The organism is Pseudomonas sp. UBA6276 (assembly GCF_002438365.1).
GTDB lineage: Bacteria > Pseudomonadota > Gammaproteobacteria > Pseudomonadales > Pseudomonadaceae > Aquipseudomonas > Aquipseudomonas coleopterorum.
This window is the reverse complement of sequence record NZ_DJUS01000048.1, coordinates 17,275-17,528: the sequence shown is the minus strand read 5'-3', so window position 1 is coordinate 17,528 and position 254 is coordinate 17,275. Positions and strand designations below refer to the sequence as shown.

At 65.4% G+C, this 254-nt stretch carries 1 protein-coding gene; it reads right to left on the bottom strand.

Going from position 1 to position 254, the window contains the following annotated elements:
* On the bottom strand, window positions 1–254 hold a 254-nt coding region (locus B2V21_RS05690; RefSeq protein WP_286916289.1), incomplete at both ends, for a methyl-accepting chemotaxis protein.

Sequence of the window (254 nt, the reverse complement as noted above, 5' to 3'; positions counted from 1 at the left end):
CTGCTCTTCGGCGGCCGTGGCGATCTGGTTGTTCTGGTCGCGTATCGAATCGACCGACGTGCGTATCTTGTCGAAGCTGTCCCGCGCCGACTGGATGCATTCGACGCTGTCCTGGGACACCTGCAGGCTGCCCTGCATCTGCTGGGTGATCACCTCGGTGCGGCGGGCAAGGTTGCCTAGCAGCCCATCGATCTCGCCGGTCGAGTCGGCCGTACGCCGAGCCAGCGCCCGTACCTCATCGGCGACCACCGCAA